This is a genomic window from Modestobacter sp. SYSU DS0511 (assembly GCF_054050755.1).
Genome location: NZ_JBJGZY010000007.1, coordinates 72878 through 88770 on the forward strand (window position 1 = coordinate 72878; position 15893 = coordinate 88770).

At 75.0% G+C, this 15893-nt stretch carries 14 protein-coding genes; 11 read left to right on the plus strand and 3 right to left on the minus strand.

The window, feature by feature from the left end:
- Window positions 1-18: 18 nt before the first annotated feature.
- From ACI783_RS05525 to ACI783_RS05535, 3 genes are all read left to right on the plus strand, one after another.
- Window positions 19-624, plus strand: coding sequence for a TetR/AcrR family transcriptional regulator (locus ACI783_RS05525; protein ID WP_457139507.1), 606 nt, complete (start codon window positions 19-21; stop codon window positions 622-624).
- 149 nt (window positions 625-773) lie between these two features.
- Window positions 774-1289 (plus strand): Hsp20/alpha crystallin family protein, encoded by a 516-nt coding sequence (locus ACI783_RS05530; protein ID WP_457080640.1) that lies wholly within the window; start codon window positions 774-776, stop codon window positions 1287-1289.
- 85 nt (window positions 1290-1374) lie between these two features.
- Complete coding sequence (locus ACI783_RS05535) at window positions 1375-1701, plus strand: MerR family transcriptional regulator (protein ID WP_457139508.1); 327 nt, start codon at window positions 1375-1377, stop codon at window positions 1699-1701.
- A 75-nt stretch (window positions 1702-1776) separates the two neighbouring features.
- On the opposite strand, the gene ACI783_RS05540 is transcribed toward ACI783_RS05535, so the two are convergent.
- Window positions 1777-2724: a M56 family metallopeptidase gene (locus tag ACI783_RS05540; RefSeq protein ID WP_457139509.1), complete on the minus strand. Its 948-nt coding sequence runs from the start codon at window positions 2722-2724 to the stop codon at window positions 1777-1779.
- Window positions 2725-2726: 2 nt separating this feature from the next.
- On the minus strand, window positions 2727-3104 hold the full coding sequence (locus ACI783_RS05545) for a BlaI/MecI/CopY family transcriptional regulator (RefSeq protein WP_457139510.1): 378 nt from the start codon (window positions 3102-3104) through the stop codon (window positions 2727-2729).
- A gap of 148 nt (window positions 3105-3252) precedes the next feature.
- On the opposite strand from ACI783_RS05545, the gene ACI783_RS05550 reads away from it, so the two are divergent.
- The 6 genes from ACI783_RS05550 (at window position 3253) to ACI783_RS05575 (ending at window position 13563) form a co-directional block, all read left to right on the plus strand.
- A complete protein-coding gene (locus tag ACI783_RS05550) occupies window positions 3253-4836 on the plus strand; it encodes a cytochrome ubiquinol oxidase subunit I (RefSeq protein ID WP_457139511.1) in 1584 nt (527 codons plus the stop codon).
- Window positions 4837-4880: 44 nt separating this feature from the next.
- Complete coding sequence (gene cydB, locus ACI783_RS05555) at window positions 4881-5897, plus strand: cytochrome d ubiquinol oxidase subunit II (RefSeq protein ID WP_457139512.1); 1017 nt, start codon at window positions 4881-4883, stop codon at window positions 5895-5897.
- Window positions 5894-9373: a thiol reductant ABC exporter subunit CydC gene (cydC, locus tag ACI783_RS05560; RefSeq protein ID WP_457139513.1), complete on the plus strand. Its 3480-nt coding sequence runs from the start codon at window positions 5894-5896 to the stop codon at window positions 9371-9373. The genes cydB and cydC overlap by 4 nt, the downstream gene beginning before the upstream one ends.
- 140 nt (window positions 9374-9513) lie before the next feature.
- Window positions 9514-10695 (plus strand): HD domain-containing phosphohydrolase, encoded by a 1182-nt coding sequence (locus tag ACI783_RS05565; RefSeq protein WP_457139514.1) that lies wholly within the window; start codon window positions 9514-9516, stop codon window positions 10693-10695.
- On the plus strand, window positions 10695-12704 hold the full coding sequence (locus ACI783_RS05570) for a PAS domain-containing sensor histidine kinase (RefSeq protein ID WP_457139515.1): 2010 nt from the start codon (window positions 10695-10697) through the stop codon (window positions 12702-12704). Before ACI783_RS05565 ends, ACI783_RS05570 begins: the two co-directional genes overlap by 1 nt.
- A 118-nt stretch (window positions 12705-12822) precedes the next feature.
- A complete protein-coding gene (locus ACI783_RS05575) occupies window positions 12823-13563 on the plus strand; it encodes a GAF domain-containing protein (RefSeq protein ID WP_457139516.1) in 741 nt (246 codons plus the stop codon).
- 6 nt (window positions 13564-13569) lie between these two features.
- Here the strand turns inward: ACI783_RS05575 and ACI783_RS05580 are convergent, their stop codons facing one another.
- On the minus strand, window positions 13570-14247 hold the full coding sequence (locus ACI783_RS05580; protein WP_457139517.1) for a hypothetical protein: 678 nt from the start codon (window positions 14245-14247) through the stop codon (window positions 13570-13572).
- 19 nt (window positions 14248-14266) lie between these two features.
- Between ACI783_RS05580 and ACI783_RS05585 the strand changes: the two genes are divergently transcribed.
- Complete coding sequence (locus tag ACI783_RS05585; RefSeq protein WP_457139518.1) at window positions 14267-14569, plus strand: hypothetical protein; 303 nt, start codon at window positions 14267-14269, stop codon at window positions 14567-14569.
- A 57-nt stretch (window positions 14570-14626) separates the two neighbouring features.
- Complete coding sequence (locus tag ACI783_RS05590) at window positions 14627-15892, plus strand: PP2C family protein-serine/threonine phosphatase (protein ID WP_457139519.1); 1266 nt, start codon at window positions 14627-14629, stop codon at window positions 15890-15892.
- Window position 15893: the final 1 nt, after the last annotated feature.

The following is a 15893-nucleotide window of genomic DNA, read 5'->3' on the forward strand; positions in this document are numbered from 1 at the left end:
GACCGTTACAGTAGGGCCGTGTCCACTGCCGCCGCCAGTCGACCGGCCCGGGAGCGCCTGCTGACCGCCGCCGCCGAGCTCTTCTACGAGGGCGGGATCGCCGCCACCGGCGTGGACGCGGTGCTGCGCCGGGCCGGCGTCGCGCCGGCCACCATGTACGCCCACTTCGCCGGCAAGGACGCCCTGGTCGCCGCCTACCTCCAGGAGCGGCACGAGCACTGGCGTGCGACCTGGGACGAGGTGCTGGCGGAGTGCGGCGACCCCGAGGCGCGACTGCTGTCGCTGTTCGACGCGGTGGCCCGCTACCGCGCGCGGGAGCGGAACCGGAGGGGCTGCGGCTTCCTGGCTGCGGCCACCGAGCTGCCCGGCACACACCCGGGCCAGACCTGGCTGACCGCGGACACCCGACTGCTCGTCGAGCGGCTGTCCACCCTGGCGCGAGAGGCGGGCGCGGACGACCCGGAGTCGCTGGCCGGCGAACTGCTGCTGCTCTACGACGGCGCGCTGGCCCGGTACGCCCGGAACGCGACGACGCCGGAGCTCGCGAGCGAGGACCCGCTGACCCGGGCCCGCGGGGTCGCCGAGGGCCTGGTGCGCAGCCGCGTCCGGAGCGGCGCCAACTGACCGGATCTGCAGCGGCGACTGGAACATTTCTGCCGTCGGGACGTTTACTCAGGTGCGCACCCGAGGTAATCTGCAGTTGCCGCTGGAGGTTCGCCTCGGGCAGCGGCCTCGACAGACAGCGACACAGCACGAATCGGAGGTACTCGGCCATGATGCTGAACTCCTACGACCCCTTCGCCACCACGTCCGCCGCGTTCCGCGCGCTGGACCAGCTGACCGGTCGATCGGGCACCACCACCGCCCGCCCGCTCGCGGGCATGCCGATGGACGCCTACCGGGTGGGCGACAACTTCGTCGCCCACTTCGACCTCCCCGGCGTCGACCCCGGCTCCATCGACCTGCAGGTCGAGGGCACCACGCTGACCATCAGCGCCGAGCGCTCGGTCCCGCAGATCGAGGGGGCGCAGTGGCAGGTCGCCGAGCGTCCGTTCGGCAGCTACACCCGCCAGCTGGTGCTGGGCCGCAGCCTGGACACCGACCGGCTGGAGGCCAGCTACCACGACGGCGTGCTCACCGTGAGCATCCCGGTCGCGGAGCGGGCGAAGGCCCGCAAGATCACCGTGACCCGCGCGGACACGCCGGCCGCGGTGGAGGCGCACACCATCGAGGGCGAGCAGCCCGCGATGGAGTCGGCGGAGCAGTCGGCGGAACCCGCCCAGAGCTGACGCCGACCGACCCTCGACGGGGGCGGGGCCCGACGGCCCCGCCCCCGTCGCCGTCCCGACCCCTGTCCCGAGCACTGGAGGACCCGTGAGCGCCGACCCTCTCGACCGGCTGGACGACCCGGACCACCCAGCGCTCACCATGAGCCAGGCGGCGGAACTGCTCGGCGTGCAGGCCGCGTTCCTGCGCAGCCTGGACACCTCCGGCGTCCTCCACCCACACCGCTCCCCCGGTGGTCACCGCCGCTACTCCCGGCACCAGCTGCAGCTGGCCGCCCGGGTGCGGGGACTGCTCGACGACGGCCACCTGCTCGCCTCCGCCCAGCTCATCGTCGGCCTGGAGGACGAGCTCGCCGAAGCCCGCGACGAGCGCGACGCCGCCCGCCAGGAGCTGCGCGACCGGCCCGCGCCCTGACCCCCGCTTCGCCAAAATGGCCATGATGGCGACGCACGACGTCGCCATCATGGCCATCTCGGCGGAGCAGGACGGCTAGCCGAGCGCGGGGAGCAGGAGCAGGACGGTCGGCACCAGGAGCAGCGCGAGCGCGGCGGCGATCGCCGCGACCCGGCCGGTCCGGGGCAGCGGGGCGGCCGGGGCGAGCAGCCGGCGCACCCGGACCGCGACCGCTCCCCCGGTGACCGCCAGCGCGCCGGCTGGCACCCCGCCGCCGGCGCCGCCCGCCGAGGCGACGATCGCCGCGGCCAGCGTGCGCCGTGGGTCCGGGCCGGGCAGCGAGTCCAGCGCCACGTCGTCGGCCCGCATCTCGACCAGGTCGCGGACGGCGTCGTGCGCCCGGTCGGCGGCCGGGAGGACCGGCAGCGCGGCCCGCCAGGCGACGAAGGGCAGCAGCAGCAGGTGGTGGTGCTCGCGCAGGTGTGCCCGCTCGTGCGCGACGACGGCGTCCAGCTGGTCGCGCGGCAGCTCGGCGACCATCCCGGACGAGAGCACGAGCAGCGGCTTGGCGCCCGGGATGCAGAAGGCGACCGGCGCCGGGTGGTCCAGCAGCAGCGTCTCGGCAGCGGGGTCGACCGCGCCGGGCGGGCGGGGGGCGACGACGAGCTCCAGCAGCTCCCGGTGCCGCCGCCGGGTCCGGGCGGTGCGCACCCAGGACAGGGCGAGCACCCCGAGCAGCTCCACCGCGAGCACCGCGGCGAGGGTCTGCGCCACCCAGTGGTCACCACGCACCGGTTCGGTGGCCGGCTGTCGGGTGACCCAGTGCCACCACGCCTCGGGCAGCGAGTGACCCCATGGCGCCAGGCCGTGCACCAGCAGCGCGCCGATGATGGACAGCCCACCGGCCAGCCCGATCGCCTGCCAGCAGACCAGCGCGGCCAGCGGGTCGCGCCGCACCCAGCCGGCCCGGGCCAGCACCGCGGGCACCGGCCAGGCCAGCAGCGCGGCGAGGGCGGCGAGCGCGGTCGCGGTCGCGGGGAGCACGGTCAGGGGGCGCCGGCGTCCTGCCCCGGCCGGTCGGCACCGGCCAGCAGCTCACGCAGCATGCGGGCCTCCTCGGCGTCGACACCACCCACGAACCGGGCGAGCACGGCCTGCCGGTCGGCGGCCTGCCCGAGGACCTCGCGCATCAGCTCCGCGGCGTGGTCCTCGCGCGAGGCCCGCGGGGCGAACCGGCGGGGACGCGCGTCGTCGTGCACGAGGAAGCCCTTCTGCTCCAGCCGGCCGAGGACCGTGTGCACGGTGGTGAGAGCGAGGTCACGGTCGCCACCGGCCGCATTGAGGCCGTCCCGCACCTGCGCGGCGCTCACCGGACCGCCGGCGGCCCACAGCCAGTCCATGACGGTGCGTTCCAGCTCTCCCATCGAGGCCAAAGGTCCCTCCCCTGTCTGGCGTCTCACAGCCGATCGTCTCTACCGGTCGTAGAACTTTGGTTCTACGAGGCGTAGAAAAGAGTTCTACGAACCGTAGAAGAACGTGTCGATCGTACGACGCGAGAAGAGGGGCAGGCCCGTGGACGTCCTGGACGTGGCGCGCTGGCAGTTCGGGATCACCACCGTCTACCACTTCCTGATGGTCCCGCTGACCATCGGGCTGGGGATCCTGGTGGCGGTCATGCACACCATGTGGGTGCGCACCGACAAGCCCGAGTGGCTGCGGATGACGCGCTTCTGGGGTCGGGTCTACCTGATCAACTTCGTCCTCGGCGTCGCGACCGGGCTGGTGCAGGAGTTCCAGTTCGGCCTCGCCTGGAGCGAGTACAGCCGGTTCGTCGGTGACGTCTTCGGCTCGCTGCTGGCGCTCGAGGCGCTGCTCGCCTTCTTCCTGGAGTCGACCTTCCTCGGCCTGTGGATCTTCGGCTGGGGCCGGATCCCGAAGAAGCTGCACCTGGCGTCGCTGTGGGCTGCGGTGATCGGTTCGATCGTCAGCGCCTACTTCATCATCGCGGCCAACTCCTGGATGCAGCACCCGGTCGGCGTCGTCACCAACGACGCCACCGGCCGCCCCGAGCAGGTCGACTTCCTCGCGGTGCTCAGCAACAACACCGCGCTGGCGGCCTTCAGCCACACCATCGCCGGTGCGCTCATGGTCGCCGGCGCCGCCCTGGTCGGCGTCGGCCTCTACCACCTGCGCAAGCGCCGGCTGGCCGGGCTCAGCCCGGAGGAGACGGACCACTCGGTGTGGCGCCGCTCGGCGCGGCTGGGTGGCGTGGTCTCGCTGCTGGCCTTCGTGCTGGTCGCGGTCACCGGCGACTACCAGGCCAAGCTGATGTACCAGCAGCAGCCGCTGAAGATGTCCTCGGCCGAGGCGCTCTGCACGACCGAGGCGCCCGCCCCGTTCTCGGTCTTCGCCTTCGGCAAGCTGGGCAGCAACGAGTGCGACGACGTGCACTCCTGGACCGTCCCCTACCTGCTCTCCTACCTCGCCCACGGCGACTTCTCCACCGCCGTCCCCGGCGTCAACGAGCTGCAGGAGGAGTACTCCGCCGCCTACGGCGCCACCTACCCCGACGACCCGTCGTTCGGGGACAAGGCCGGCGAGGAGATCGACTACACGCCGCTGCTGGCGGTCACCTACTGGAACTTCCGGATCATGATCGGCATGGGCCTGGTGTCGGCCGCGGTCGGCGCCTACGCCCTGTGGTCCACCCGCCGGGGCCGGGTGCCGACGTCGAGGATCGGCGTCTACGGCTCACTGCTGGCCATGGGCGCGCCGTTCCTGGCCAACGCGGCCGGCTGGATCTTCACCGAGATGGGCCGCCAGCCCTTCGTCGTCCACCCGAACCCGGACGTCCCGCGCGAGGAGCAGGTCTACTTCTTCACCGCCCAGGCGGTCTCCCCCGGCGTCAGCGCCGCCGAGGTGTGGACCTCGCTGATCGCGCTGACCCTGGTCTACGGCGCGCTCGCGGTGGTCGAGCTGTGGCTGCTCACCCGCTTCATCCGCCGGGGCGTGACCACCAGCGACGGCGCCCCCACCCCCGGGCACACCCCCGAGGGCGGCCCGGACGACGACGTCAGCGGCGGCGCCGACGTCACGCCGGGCAGCGCCAGCACCCGCCGCGCCGACGAGGACGACGTCCTCTCGTTCGCCTACTGAGCCGACCCAGCCCACGACCTGACCGAGACGCGAGAGAGAACGACATGGACCTGCAGACAGTCTGGTTCGCCGCCGTCGCGGTGCTCTGGATCGGCTTCCTGCTCCTGGAGGGCTTCGACTTCGGCGTGGCCGCCCTGCTGCCGGTGATCGGCCGCCGCGAGGCCGACCGCCACCTGATGCTGCGGAGCATCGGCCCGCTGTGGGACGGCAACGAGGTGTGGCTGATCACCGCCGCCGGCGCCGTCTTCGCCGCCTTCCCCGGCTGGTACGCGACCTGGCTGCCCGCGCTGTACCTGCCCTTCGTGCTGGTGCTGTTCGGCCTCATCATCCGGGCGGTGGCGTTCGAGTGGCGCCACTCGCACCACACCGCTCAGTGGGACAGCACCTGGACGCACGTGATCACCGCCGGGTCGCTGATCGCCGCCCTCGGCATCGGCGCAGCGCTGGGCAGCACCACCCTCGGTCTGCCCATCGACGCCGACGGCACCCGGGTCGGCGGCGCGTTCGCCGGCGTCGGCTGGGCGGCGCTGCTCGGCGCCGTCGCGGTGCTCGCCTTCTCGATGGTGCACGGCGCGGTGTTCCTCACCCTGAAGACCGACGGCCCGGTCCGGCTGGCCGCCCGCCGGTTCGCCACCCGCTGGTCCCCGGTCGCCGCCCTGCCGCTGCTGCTGTGGGCCGGCCTGGTCCAGCTCCGCTCGGGCACGATGGTCACCGCGGTCCTCTGGCTGGTCGCCGCGCTCGCGGTGCTGCTCACCTGGAGCTACCTGCGGGTGGACCGGGAAGGACCGGCGTTCGCCGCGTGGGCGGCCGTCATGCTCGCCTCGGCCGCGACGATCTTCGGCGCCGCGTACCCGGTCGTCGTCCCCTCGACGATCGACCCCGCGTTCGACGTCACGATCGCCGACGCATCGGTGAGCGACTACACCCTCACCGTCATGACCTGGGCGGCCGGGTTCGGCCTGCCGATCGTGCTCGGCTACCAGGCGTGGACCTACTGGGTGTTCCGCAAGCGGCTGACCGCCGAACCGCAGACCCCGCACGAGGAGCCGGTGTCCGCGTGAGCTCCGCCGTACCGACTCCGGCCCCGGTGACCGAGCAGGTCACCGGGGCCGGCAGCCGTTCCGCAGGACGGGGGCCGTTGGGCGCGCTCGCCGGCGTGCCGGGGCTGCCCGGCGCGATCGCCCGCGCCGCCGCCCTGGCGCTGGTGCAGACCACCGGCGTGGTGCTGCTGGCCGCCGGGCTCGCCCGGGCGGTCGCCGACGTCTTCGCGGGTCAGGCCGCGACGACCGAGCTGGCCCCGGCGCTGGGGGTGGCCCTGCTCGGTGCCGCCGTGCGGGCGCTCGCCGGTGGGCTCGGCACCGTCGTCGCCACCCGCGACGCCCGCCGCGCCGAGGACACCCTGCGCCGCCGGCTGCTGCTCCGGCTGCTGGGCGGGCAGGGCGAGGCGGTGACCGCCGCCGGCGGCACCGGCCCCGCGGCCGTGCTCGCCACCACCCGGCTGCACGACCTCGGCCCGGCGCTGGCCACCTACCTGCCGGCGCTGGCGCAGACCGCCGTCGTCCCGCCGGTGCTGCTGGCCGTGCTGGGCGTGACCGACTGGCTCTCCGCCCTGCTGGTCGCGGTGACCCTGCCACTGGTGCCGCTGTTCATGGCGCTGGTCGGGCTGCACACCCGCGACGAGACCGCCGAGGCCGCCCGCGCGCTGGACCGGATCGCCGGCCACGTCGCCGAGCTGGTCCGCGGGCTGCCGGTGCTCAGCGGCCTCGGCCGCGCCGCCGACCAGCTGACCGCGCTCGCCGACCTCGGCGAGACCCATCGCCGCCGCACCCTCGCCACGCTGCGCACCGCGTTCCTCTCCTCGCTGGTGCTGGAGGTGCTCGCCACCCTGTCGGTCGCGCTGGTCGCCGTCACCGTCGGCATCCGGTTGGTCGAGGGCGGCATCGGCCTGGAGGCCGGGCTGCTCGCGCTGCTGCTGGCCCCGGAGGCGTTCGCCCCGCTGCGCGCGCTCGGCTCGGCCCACCACGCCGCCGAGGACGCCGCCGAGGCCGCGGCCGCCGCGCGCGGGGTGCTGGCCACCCCGCTGCCGCGCCCGGTCGTCGGGTCACCGCCGGCCGGGGAACCGCGCGGCATCGCCGTCACCGACCTGACCGTCCGCTTCCCCGGCCGCGGGGTCCCCGCGGTCGACGGCGCCGTCCTGACCGTCGCGCCCGGGGAGCTGGTCGCGTTGCGCGGGCCCAGCGGCTCGGGCAAGTCCACCGTGCTCGCGGTGCTGGCCGGCCAGCTGCTCGACGGCGCGGGCGCCGACGTCACCGGCACCGCGCTGGTTCCCGAGGACGTCGCCGTCGTCCCGCAGTTCCCGCGCACCGTCGCCGACACCGTCGTCGACGAGCTGCGGCGGCACGCCGGGGACCTCACCCCCGAGCGGGCCACGTCGCTCGCGGAGACCGCACTGGAGTGGGTGGAGGGTGAGCACCTGCGCGACCGGGTCTGCCGCACCCTCTCCCCCGGTGAGCTGCAGCGGGTGGCCCTGGCCCGGGCCCTGGTGCGGGTGCAGCGGGGCGCCCGGGTGCTGCTGCTCGACGAGCCGACCGCCTCCCTGGACACCGCCGCCACCGCCCGGGTGGCCGCCGTGCTGCACCGGCTGCGCGGGTCGCTGTGCACCGTGCTGGTCACGCACGAGCCGGCGCTGGCCGCGCTCGCCGACCGCACCGTGGAGCTGCCCGCGCCTCCCGGCGCCCCGCCGCTGACCTCCATCCCGCCCGCTCCCCGCGCGGAGAGCACAGCCGCGGCCCCCGCTCCCGGCGCGGAGAGCGAACCGCCGAGCCCTGCTCTCGGCGCGGAGTTCGCAACCGTCCCGGGGACGGCGGTCGCGGGGCCGGGCTGGCCGCGGCGGGTGCTGGCGAAGGCGGTGGCCTACGGCGCCGCCTCGAGCGCGGCGGGGGTCGCGCTCACCGCCGTCTCCGGCTGGCTGATCGTGCGGGCCGCCGAGCAGCCGCCGATCCTCACCCTGATGGTCGCCATCGTCGCGGTCCGCGCCTCCGGCCTGGGCCGGGCGGTGCTGCGCTGGCTGGAGCGGCTGGCCACCCACGACGCCACCTTCCGACTGGCCTCGGCCACCCGGCTGCAGCTCTGGCAGGCGCTGGTGGCCCAGGGCCCGGCCGCCGACCGCACCCCCGGGCGGGCGCTGGCCCGGCTGGTCGGCGACGTCGGCCTGGTGCAGGACCTCTCCGTGCGGGTGGTCACCCCGCCGCTGGTGGCCGGCGCGGTGCTCGTGCTCACGACGGCGGTGCTCACCGTGCTGGACCCGCTGGCCGGCGGACTGGTGGCCGCGGTGCTGGCCGCCGCGGTGCTCCTCGTGCTGCTGGTGCACCGCTGGGCCGACCGGGGCGCCTCCCGCGCCACCGCCGAGCTGCAGACGGTGACCCTCCGGGAGACCACCGCCACCCTCGAGGCGGCCGCCGACCTGCGCGCGCACGGCCTGGTCCCCGACTCCGTCGACCGGCTGGACGCCCTCGGGCGCCGCCAGGGGCGGGCTGCCCGGTCCGGCGCCGCCGCCGTCGCGGTCGGGGACGCGATCGCGGCGTTCGCCACCGGTGCGGCCGCCGTCCTGGCGCTCGCCGCCGGCGCGGTCGCGGTGCGCGCCGGGGAGATCTCCGCCCCGGTGGCGGCCGTCCTGGCGCTCGCGCCGCTGGCGCTGCTGGAGCCGCTGGCCGCGATCAACGCCGCCCGGCGGCACCGGCTGGCGCTGTCCGACGCACGGGCGCGGATCACGGCGGTGCTGGCCGAGCCGGTGGCCGCCGACCCCGCGCCGGCCGACCGGTTGCCCGCGCCGCGACCGGTCCGCGAGCTGGCCACCGAGTCGTTGTCGGCCGGTTGGCCCGGGCGCCCGGGCGTGCTGCGCGACCTGGACCTGGTCGCCACCGCCGGCAACGGCTGGCTCGTGGTCACCGGCCCGTCCGGGTCGGGGAAGTCGACGCTGCTGTCGGTGCTGCTGGCCGCGCTGCGACCGTCGTCGGGTGAGTACGTGCTCGGCGACGGCCGGCGTCCGGTGCCGGTCGCCCGGCTGACCCGCGCCGAGGTGCAGGCGGCGATGGCCTGGTGCCCGCAGGACGCCCACGTCTTCGACGCCTCGCTGCGCGCCAACCTCGCCCTGGCCCGGCGGCGCGGAGCGCTCGCCGGCGAGGCCGGTGAGCGGGCGATGCGCCGGGCCCTGACCGACGCTGGGCTGGGCCCGCTCCTCGCCTCGCTCCCCGCCGGGCTGGACACCCCGGTCGGGGCCGGCGGGGCGTCGCTGTCCGGCGGGGAGCGCCGGCGGCTCGCCGTCGCCCGCGCGCTGCTGGCCGACCGGGAGGTGGTGCTGCTCGACGAGCCCACCGCCCACCTGGACCCGCCGACGGCGGCCGCCCTGGTCACCGACCTGCGCCGCGCGCTGGCCGGTCGGCTGGTGGTCTGCGTGACCCACGACCCGGCGCTGGCCGACGAGGACGACACGGTGCTCACCCTGGCCGGAGCGGCGGTGCAGTCCGTGCGCCGCTGACCCGGGACCGCGAGTGGCGTGGGTCACCCGTGCGGGTCACCCCGGCCCGTGCCGACTCCAGCCGAGCCTGAGCGGTACCGAAACGATCGTGTACGCCCATTCAGGCGGCTCGACCGCATCGGCACCGGAGGCACCTCCCCATGACCCACCTCTCCGCAGCGCCGCAGCGCGCCGGGCGCGACTCCTCGTCCATCCTGCTGGTGGACGACGAGGTCGCGATCCTCGACGGTCTCCGCCGCCAGCTGCGCAAGCAGTTCACGGTGCACACGGCCACCGGTGGGGCCGCCGCCCTCGAACTGCTCGAGACCGAGTCCGTGCACGTCGTCGTCTGCGACATGCGCATGCCCGAGATGGACGGGGCGACGCTGCTGTCCCGGATTCGCGACCGGCACCCGGAGATCGTCCGCGTCCTGCTCACCGGCCAGGCCGACACGCAGGCCGCCATCGCTGCGGTGAACGAGGGGCACGTCTACCGGTTCCTCACCAAGCCCTGCCCCCCGGACGTGCTGCTCGAGGAGCTGGACAACGCGGTGGAGCTCAACCGGCTGATGACCGCGGAGAAGGAGCTGCTGGCGACGACCCTGCGGCGCACCGTCGACGCACTGGCCGCCACGCTCGCGATCGCCCAGCCCACCGCGTTCGCACGGACCTCGCGGGTCACCCGCACGGTCCTGGAGCTGGCGGAGGCGCTCGAGGTGGAGGACCCCTGGGAGATCGAGATCACCTCGGTGCTCGGCGCCCTCGGCGTGGTGAGCATCCCCCCGTCGGTCTTCGCCAAGATCGACGGCGGACGGCCGCTCGACGAGGACGAGCGGGCCATGCTGGGCCGGATCCCGCAGGTCAGCCGGGACCTCGTCGCCCGCATCCCGCGGCTGGAGCACGTGGCCGACGCGATCGGCTGGCAGCCGTTCCGCTACGACGGCCACGGCTCGGGGCCCGGCGTCCCCGTGGGTGCGGACCTGCCCGTGGCGTCCCGGATCCTCAAGGTGGCGGTCGACTTCCACATGAGCCTGGACCGGCGCCCCTCGGTGCAGGACTCCATCGCCACGCTGCGGGCCGACGCCGGTGCCTACGACCCCGAGGTGCTCGACGCGCTCATCCGCTGCCACGCGACCGAGGAGGCAGCCGCGATCCCCTACGAGGTCACCATCGCCGAGTTGCGCCCCGGCATGCTGGTGTTCGACGACGTCACCACCACGTCCGGCGTCCTGCTCGTGGGCCGCGGGACGACGGTCACCGAACCGCTGGTGCACCGACTGGAGAACTTCCTCCAGCAGGACCAGATCACCGGCCGGCTGCTCGTCGTCGGGACCGGTGCCTGATGACCGACGCACGCACCGCCGAGCTGACGGCCGCTGTCGAGGAGGCGTTGGTGCCCCGCACACACGTGCGGGCGCTGCTGGACGCCTGCGCCGACGGCATCTACTCCATCGACGCCGACGGCGTCTGCCGCTACGCCAACCCGGCCGCCGCAGCGGTCCTCGGCCACCACCTGCACGACCTCGTGGGCGCACAGCTGCACTCGCTCATCCACCACTCCCGCCCGGACGGCTCACCCTTCCCCTTCCACGAGTGCCCCCAGCGCCAGGTGGTCACCGAGGGGATCCCCTTCGTCGACGAGGACACGATCGTCTGGCGGGGCGACGGCTCCCTGATCGCCATCGAGGGCCGCAGCCTGCCGGTGCTGGTCGACGGCCGGGTCGTCGGCGCGGTCAGCAAGTTCAGCGACGCCACGCGACGGCGCGAGAGCGACGCCCAGCTGGGCGGGATGCTGGCCACCACCGGTGACGGCTTCGTCGGCATGGACCACGACGGAACGATCAACGCCTGGAACGGCGCGGCACGGTCGCTGCTGGGCTGGTCCGCCGAGGAGGCGCTCGGGCAGCCACTGCTGGACCTGATCGTCCCTTCCCGGCTCCGCCACGAGTACCGGGATGCCCTGACCCGGCTCCACGAACTGGACGACGCCGAGCTGCCGCTGGGCCCGGTGGAGATGCGCGCCCAGCACCAGGACGGCCGGCAGATCGAGATCGAGCTGACCGTGGGACGGATGCGGTGGGGCGGCACGTGGCGGTTCCACGCCTTCCTGCGGGACATCAGCGGGCGGCGCGCCGCCGAGGTCTCGCTGGCCCGGTCGGAGGCGCTGCACCGGCTGCTGGCCGAGAACAGCGGTGACCTGATCAGCCAGCACGACCCGGACAGCACCATCCGGTACGTCTCCCCGGCGATCGCCTGCGTCCTGGGCCTGAGCCCCGAACAGGTGATCGGCACGCGTGCGCTGGACCTCGTGCACCCCGACGACCTCGGCACCCTGCTGCACAGCGACGGGCAGTTCCGCGCCGACGCCGGCCGCGGCGAGCTCACCTTCCGGCTGCGGCACCGGGACGGCCACTGGGTGTGGGTGGAGGCCATCTCCTCCGTGCTGCGCGACGCCGACGGCCGGATCACCGAGGTGCAGATGTGCACCCGCGACATCACCGACCGCAAGGCCCGCGACGCCGAGATGCACCGGGAGTCCAAGCTCGAGTCGCTCGGGCGGCTGTCGGCGGGGCTGGCGCACGAGATCAACACCCCGATCCAGTACGTCGGGGACAACGCCCGGTTCCTGGCCGACGCGTTCGCCGACCTCATGTCGATGCTCGTGCTCTACCGCGGGATGCTGGACCGCGAGGAGCCGATGGAGTGGTCCGAGCGGCAGGCCCGGATGCGGGAGGCCGAGGAAGGTGTCGAGTTCGACTACCTGCAGGAGGAGGTGCCCAGCGCGGTCGCCCAGACGCTGGCCGGGATCGACCGGGTGGCGACGATCGTCCGGGCGATGAAGACCTTCAGCCACCCCGGGCACAGCGAGCACGTGCCGGCGGACCTGAACGAGGCGCTCGCCGCGACGGTGACCGTGACCCGCCACCAGGTGAGCAGCGTGGCCGACCTGCAGCTGGACCTCGGTGCGATCCCGCCGGTGCGGTGCAACATCGCCGACCTGAACCAGGTCTTCCTCAACCTCATCGTCAACGCCGCCGACGCGGTGGAGGAGACCGGCCGCCGCGGGACGATCGGCGTCAGCACCGCCGTCGAGGGGGAGCAGGTGGTGATCCGGATCAGCGACACCGGCACCGGCATCCCCGACCACGTGCGCGCGAAGATCTTCGACCCGTTCTTCACCACGAAGGACGTGGGACGCGGCACCGGCCAGGGGCTCCCGCTGGCCCGGGCGGTCGTCCAGGAGGCGCACGGCGGCACGCTGACCGTGCGGTCCGAGCCGGGGGCCGGGAGCACCTTCACCGTGCGGCTGCCGATCCTCGGCGCGCGCCCGGAGGAGCCCGCGGCCGCCTGACGGCGGTGGGCCGACCCGGACCGGTCGCCTGCGGCATCGCCGCGCCGCCCGGGTCTCCCCGGGACGGCGCGATCGCGGTCGGGTGGACCGGGGGCGCGGCTACCGGGAGGCTGGCCGGGTGAGCCTGGCGGAACGCTTCTCGGCAGCCGTGGCCGCCGAGACGCCGGATCCGGCCGGCGCCGGCGAGCTGGAGCTGCTGCCGGACCGGCTGGCCCTGGCAGCCGCGCGGGTGCTGGCCGTCGACGGCGTCGGGTTCAGCGTGCGAGCCGGCGCCCGGGGCCGCACTCCGCTGGGCGCGAGCTCACCGGAGGCGGGCCGGGCCGAGCGGCTGCAGTTCACCGCCGGCGAGGGGCCGTGCGCGGCGGTGTACGGCACCGGGCAGCCGGTCTTCGCGGTGCCGGCCGACCTGCACCGGCGCTGGCCCGCCTACGCCGACCTCGTGCTCGCCAGCACCCCGTTCCGCGGCGTGGTCTGCCTGCCGCTCCGGTCCGCGCTGACCGGCGTGGGCGTGCTCGACGTCTTCCTCGCCGAGCCCGAGGAGGTGCCGCGGCTGGACGTCTTCGACGCGTTCGCGGTCGGCGCGCTGATCACCTCGGCGCTCGGTGACGCGGCGCTGTGGTCGTCCTGGACGGCGGAGGACGGCCCGGGCTGGCTGCACACCCCGGCGGCCGCCCGGCGAGCGGCGGTCTGGGAGGCGGTCGGGCGGTCCGCGATGGCGTGGGACGTCGACGCACCCGCGGCGCTGGCCCTGCTGCGGGCGCACGCGTGGGCCTCCGGGCGGTCGGTGGACTCGGTGGCCGCGGACCTGCTGGCCGGACGGCTCACCCCCGCCGACGTCGCCGGGCGCCTCCCGGACTGACCGGCGTCAGCGGCAGGGGGCGTCGAGCGCGACGTCGACCCGGATCTCCGGGCCGAGCTGGGCGTCGACGAGCTCCAGGGCGTCGCCGGACCAGAAGCTGCCCGGGTCGTAGGAGCTCAGCGGCCGGTCGGCCGGCAGCAGCCCCATCGCGGTGTAGGTGGCGGCGACCAGCTCGGCGCAGAAGACCGTGTCGTTGGTCTCGTGCCGCCGCAGCCGGCCGTTGACCCAGCCCCGGACCAGCCCCCGCGTCGTGGGGAACGGCTTGCCGTCCAGCCGGGCGATGGTGCGCAGCACGGCGTCCTCCATCTCCCGGGTCACCCCGCCGTCGTCGGCGGGGCCGACCAGCTGGCGCAGCCATGCCTGCTGCCCGTACCGCTTCCGCCAGACGCAGACGGCGTCGGCGAGGTCGTGCAGCTGCACGCCCCGCTGGTGCCGCCCGGTCCAGACGTCGGCCAGCGAGTGACCGAGCTCCGCGTGCCACAGCAGCGGCGGCAGGTCGTCGAGGACGACGGCCATGCCGACGTGGTTGACCGGGGCGTTGGTGACCGTCTGGACGGCGCGGTCGGCCAGCGAGCCACCGCGGAACACCCACACGTCGCCGGTCCGGGTCAGCTCGCCGGCCTCGTGCAACGAGAGGGCCCGCGCGGAGGTGCCACGCACGAACCCGGTGCGATTGTGAGCCACACCACTACGGTACGGGGTCATGCGGGTCGGGAAGCTGCTCGGAGTCGCCGGAATCGCCGGGGTTGCCGCCACCGGGGCGGTGCTGCTGCGCCACGAGCGGCACCGCCGGTCGTACACCGCCGAGGAGGTGCGGGCCCGGCTGCAGGGCCGGGTGGCCGAGGCGGAGGCCGCTCCCGCCGACCCGGACATGGTGCCGGACTGGCCGGCCGAGGTGCAGCGGCCCCAGCGGCACCCGATGGAGGCGCTGCTCAGCTCGGTCATGCGCATCGGTCCGCTGCGCCGGCTGCCCCGGACGACCCCCGCCGACCCCGCGGGCGTGTGATCGCGCCATCACCGACGGTCGTGTTTGCCCCGCCTGCCCGGCGATCATGGTCTTCGGGTGACGAACGGCGGCGGCTTCGGCGAACCCGGACAGCAGCACCCGAGCACCGAGAGCGTCGGTGAGCGGCTGCTGGGCGCGCTGCTCGACCGGGCCCACCTCATCCCCCCGCGGCTGGTGGGCCCGCTCGTGGCCCAGGAGGCGGGCATCGCCGGCGCCCGCGACGTGAGCATCCACCTGCAGGACTACGACCAGGTGTGGCTCCAGCCGCTGACCGGCCGGGGCCTGGTCGGCGACCCGGTGCGCATCGACGGCAGTGACGTCGGACGGGCGTTCACCACCAACGCCCCGGTCGAGGTGCGGCAACCCGGCGGTGCGGTGCGGCTGCACCTCCCGATGCTCGACGGCTCCGACCGGGTCGGGGTGCTGTCCCTGACCCTGCCCCGCCTCGACGACCACGACCGCCGGCTGGCCCAGCGACTGGCCGGGCTGGTGGCCGACATGGTGGTGACCAAGTCCGACTACACCGACACCTTCATTCAAGCGCGCAAGACCCGGCCGATGACCCTGGCGGCGCAGCTGCAGTGGCAGACCCTGCCCCCGCTGATGATGACGACCCCGGACGTCGACCTGGCCGGGGTGCTCGAGCCCGCCTACGAGGTCGGTGGGGACGCCTTCGACTACGCCCTGAACGAGCACCTGCTGCACGTGGCCGTCGTCGACGCCATGGGCCACGGCCTCGACGCGGCGACCATGGCCACCGTCGTCGTCGGCGCCCACCGGCACGGGCGGCGGGCCGACGCGCCACTGGAGGGGATCTACGCCGAGATGGACCAGGTGGTCGCCGACTCGTTCCCGGGCCGGTTCGCCACCGCCCAGCTCGGTCGGCTGGACACCCGGACCGGGCAGTTCACCTGGGTCAACGCCGGCCACCCGGCCGCCCTGTGGGTGCGCCGCGGCCGCGTGATCGGCGAGCTGACCGGTCCGGTCAGCCGGCCGGTGGGCCTGGGTGCCGGACACCCGCAGTCGCGGTCGGTCCGTCTGGAGGCCGGGGACCGGCTGCTGTTCTTCACCGACGGGGTGGTCGAGGAGCGGCTCGACGGCGGGGAGCAGTTCGGGGAGGCCCGGCTGCAGGCGCTGCTGGAGGAGCACACCCGCGCCGGGCTGAGCTGCGCGGAGACCGTGCGCCGGCTGTCGCACGCCCTGATGGCCGCCCGCGCCGGGCGGACCAGCGACGACGCGTCACTGCTGCTGGTCGAGTGGAAGAACCCGCCGCGGGACGACGAGCTGGACCCCCGGATCCCGGAGGCCACGCCGGCGGACTGAC